At 70.7% G+C, this 4,584-nt stretch carries 1 protein-coding gene and 1 pseudogene; both read right to left on the bottom strand.

What is annotated here, in order from left to right; all coding sequences use genetic code 11:
• Positions 1 to 3,954, bottom strand: a pseudogene (locus ACFYM0_RS37870) (type I polyketide synthase); the annotation flags it as partial.
• A 54-nt stretch (positions 3,955 to 4,008) separates the two neighbouring features.
• The coding region (locus tag ACFYM0_RS37865) for a phosphopantetheine-binding protein (RefSeq protein ID WP_388510283.1) at positions 4,009 to 4,584 on the bottom strand (576 nt) is incomplete at its 5' end.

Raw genomic sequence — 4,584 nt, 5'->3', positions numbered from 1 at the left:
CAACCGCGAACCGGCAAACCGCCCCTCCCCCAACCACCCCTGCACCAGACCCAACACCTCACCGAGAACGACATGCGCCCTCGCGGCCACATCGCCGGCGACAGGCAGGACCACCGGGGCGAAGACGGTCGCGGGAACGTCCTCCAGCAGATCGTCGAGGGTGGTACTGACCCGGGCGGCCTCACCCAGGCCGATCGTGTCCTCGCCGATCACGGCCCAGGTGTCCTCCTGCCACCGTGCGCTGCCGGGCTCCGCCGCGGACCCGGGTACGGGTACGGGTACGGGTACGGGCGACCAGTCGATCCGCAGCAACCGGTTCGCCGAGGATCCGGCCGCCGAGCGCAGCGCGTCCTTCAGCAACGGCCTCAGGCTCAGGCTGCCGACGGAGGCGACGGGCGCGCCCGAGTCGTCGGCGACGGTCACCGATACGGTGTCCGGCCCGGTTGCGGAGATCCGGACGCGCAGGGCGGTGGCACCGGTGGCGTAGAGGTCCACCTCCGACCAGGAGAAGGGCAGTCGGTCCGGGGCGTCCCCGGCCACGTCGGGCAGCAGGGGGTGCAGCGCGGCGTCGAGAAGTGCCGGGTGCAGAGCGAACCGGGCGGCGTCGCCGCCCTGCGACTCCGGCAGGGTGACCTCGGCATACAGGTCGCCCCCGGTGCCCCGCCACAGACGGCTCAGTCCTTGGAAGGCGGGCCCGTACTCGTAGCCGCGGTCCGCGAGTCTCGGGTACGCGTCGTCCAGGGCGACTTCGGTCGCCCCGAAGGGAGGCCAGCTCGCGAGGTCGTCGGAGACGTCCTGGGCCCCGGTCTCGAGCGATCCCGTCGCATGTGCCGTCCAGGGCTGTTCAAGGCCGGTGTCCGTCTCAGGGCAGCTGTAGATGTCGATCCGCCGCCGTCCGTCGGAGTCCGGTGCACCGATCACGGCCTGCACCGACACGCCGCCGCGCTCCGGTATCACCAAGGGTGCCGACAGGGTCAGTTCGGCGACCCGTACACAGCCGGCCTCCTCGCCCGCCCGGACGGCCAGTTCCAGCAGACCGGTGCCGGGGAACACGGCCACGCCGTGCAGGGCGTGGTCCGCGAGCCACGGATGGGTGGCCAGGGACAGCCGGCCGGTCAGCAGGATGCCCTCTCCGTCGGCCTGCCGCACGGCCGCGCCCAGGAGGGGGTGGCCGGTCGGGGTCAGGCCGAGGCCGGAGGCGTCGGCGTTCTTCGTGACCGGGTCGAGCCAGTAGCGGTCGCGCCGGAAGGCGTAGGTGGGCAGGTCGACGCGGTGCGCGCCGGTGCCCTCGTAGAACGCCGGCCAGTCCACCGCAATGCCGCGACTGTGCAGCAGGCCGAGTGCGTTGAGCAGGGTGCGCGGTTCGGGCTGCCCGGCTCGCAGGGCGGGTACGGCCGTGACCGCGTCCGGGTTCTGGAGCGTGGAGCCGGCCATCGCCGTCAGGACGCCATCAGGCCCCAGCTCCAGCAGAACGGTGGCGCCTTCGCCTTCCAGGGTGCGTACCGCGTCCAGGAACCGCACCGGACGGCGCACCTGCTCCACCCAGTAGTCAGGGGAGACCAGTTCACCGATCGAGGTGACACGGCCGGTGACCGTGGAGACGAACGGCACCCCCGGCTCACGGAAGTCCAGCGCCCCGACCACCTCACGGAACCGCGCCAGCATCGGGTCCATCAGCGCGGAGTGGAACGCGTGGGAGACCTGGAGCCGCTTGGTCCTGCGACCCCGCGACGCCAGCTCCGCCGCGACCTCCGCCACAGCCTCCTCGACACCTGAAACAACCACGGCAGAAAGCCCGTTGACAGCAGCGATACCCACCTCATGGCCACGGCCCGCCAGCAGCACGGCGACCTCGTCCTCCGTCGCCTCCACCGCCACCATCGCACCACCGGCCGGCAGCTCCTGCATCAACCGGCCGCGGGCCGCCACCAGCACACACGCATCCGCCAGCGACAACACACCCGCCACATGAGCAGCCGCCACCTCACCGATGGAATGACCCGCGACGAAGTCCGGACGCACCCCCCACGACTCCACCAACCGAAACAGCGCCACCTCGACGGCAAACAGGGCCGGCTGCGTGAAACCCGTCTCATCCAGCCCCTCACCCGAGACGATCACCCCGCGCAGCGGCCGGGGAAGCAGAGGATCCAGCTCAGCGCACACCTCATCGAACGCCGCCGCGAACCTCGGGTACGCCCCGTACAACTCCTGACCCATGGCAGCACGCTGCGCACCCTGACCCGTGAACACGAACGCCACACGACCGTGACGCCCGGCGGGACGCGACGCCGGAGCACCGCCGTCGGCCAACGCACGCAGACCTTCGAGCAGTTCCTCTCGCGAGGAGCCGATGACCGTCGCTCGGTGCTCCATCGCGGCGCGTGTCGTCGCCAGGGCATAGCCGACGTCCATCAGCCCGGCCTCAGGCTGTCCGGCCAGGAATTCCTGCAGCCGTCCCGCCTGGGCCCGCAGCGCCACATCATCCCGGCCCGACACCAGCCACGGCACCGCGGGCAACAACCCTGACGCTGCCGGCGGCTCGGTCACGTCAACGGCCGCCGGCTCCTGGTCCGCCAGTTCCTCGATGATCACGTGGGCGTTGGTCCCACCGAACCCGAAGGACGACACGCCGGCCCGGCGCGGACGGTCCGACCGCGGCCACTCCCTGGCCTCCGCCAGCAACCGCACCGCACCCGCATCCCAGTCGACGTGCGACGACGGCTCCTCCGCATGCAACGTCCGCGGCATCACACCACGCCGCATCGCCTCCACCATCTTGATCACACCACCGACACCCGCAGCCGCCTGCGCATGCCCGATGTTCGACTTCAGCGAACCCAGCCACAACGGCCGGTCCTCCGGTCGGTCCTGGCCGTAGGTGGCCAGCAGCGCGTGCGCCTCGATCGGGTCGCCCAGGGTCGTGCCGGTGCCGTGCGCCTCCACCACATCCACGTCGGCCGGATTCAGCCCTCCGTTCACCAGCGCCTGCCGGATCACCCGCTCCTGCGCCGGACCATTGGGAGCCGTCAAACCGTTCGACGCCCCGTCCTGATTCACCGCCGAACCACGCAACACCGCCAACACCCGGTGCCCGTGCCGACGCGCATCCGACAACCGCTCCACCAACAACAGCCCCGCACCCTCCGACCAACCCGTACCGTCCGCCGAAGCCGAGAACGACTTGCAGCGACCGTCGACCGACAGACCCCTCAACCGGGAGAACTCGGTGAACGCCACGGGGGTCGACATGACGGTGACGCCGCCGGCGAGGGCCAGGTCGCACTCGCCCTGCCGCAGCGCGCTCGCCGCCAGGTGCAGAGCCACCAGCGAAGACGAGCACGCCGTGTCCACCGACACCGCCGGGCCCTCCAGCCCGTACGTGTAGGCGAGCCGACCGGCCGCGATGCTGCCGGCGCTGCCGCTGAACAGATAGCCCTCGAACCCGTCCGGGGGAAGCAGTGCACGCAGGCCGTAGTCGCTGTACATGACGCCGGTGAACACACCGGTGGAGCTGCCGCGGAGCGTTTCCGGGTCGATGCCCGCTCGTTCGAAGGTCTCCCATGCGGTCTGCAACAGCAGGCGCTGTTGCGGGTCCGTCGCCACGGCCTCCCGCGGAGACATCCCGAAGAACTCCGGATCGAACTCATCCGCGTCGTACAGAAACCCCCCACGACGCGTATACGACGTACCCACACGATCCGGATCCGGATCGTAAAGCGACTCCACATCCCAACCCCGGTTCCCCGGAAACTCACCCACCGCATCCACACCATCAGCCACCAGCCGCCACAACTCCTCCGGCGACCCCACACCCCCCGGATACCGACACGCCATCCCCACGATCGCGATCGGCTCGTGCTGCTTGTCCTCGGCCTCCTGCAGGCGCCGACGCGCGTCACGCGCGTCCGCGATGGCCCGCTTGAGGTAGTCGCGAAGCTTGTCGTCGTCAGCCACGTGCTCTCAGCTCTCCGGTCAGGGGTTGATGAAGGGTCGGGTTGATGGCGTTCAGTCGAGTTCGTCGACGAAGGCGAACAGTTCCTCGTCGGTCGCGGACTCCAGGTCTTCGCCGGAGTCGGCAGTCAGGCCGGTGTCCCGGTCGCCCGCGTAGGCGATGTCCAGCAGCGCCTTCAGGCGCAGGGCGATCCGCTCGTCGGACGGCCGTTCGTCCGTGTCCGCGGCGGCCACGGCCCGTAGGGCGGCCTCCAGCCGGTCCATGTCCTTCAGGAGGGCCGTGACGTCGGGTTCGGGCGATGCCTCCCCCGGCGCCAGCTCGGCGTCGAGATGTGCGGCAAGTGCGACGGGGGTGGGATGGTCGAAGGCGAGCGTGGTGGGCAGGCGCAGGCCGGTGATCGCGCCCAGCTGGTTGCGCAGTTCGACGGCGGTCAGGGAGTCGAAGCCGAGGTCCAGGAAGGACCGTTCGTCGTCGAGGTCGCCCGGGTCGCCGTATCCCAGTACCGCGGCCACCTGGACACGTACCAGCTCGGCGAGTGTTCGTTCGCGTTCCTTGGGTGACAGCCCGGCCAGGCGCCGCGCGAGCGAGATCTCGCCCCCCGCACCAGCCTCCACGGCACGACGCCGCCG

Origin of the sequence: Streptomyces sp. NPDC006487, from assembly GCF_042870555.1 — a bacterium.
Classification (GTDB): domain Bacteria; phylum Actinomycetota; class Actinomycetes; order Streptomycetales; family Streptomycetaceae; genus Streptomyces.
Note: the sequence above shows the minus strand (reverse complement) of the source record. Positions and strands in the feature narration are given on the sequence as shown.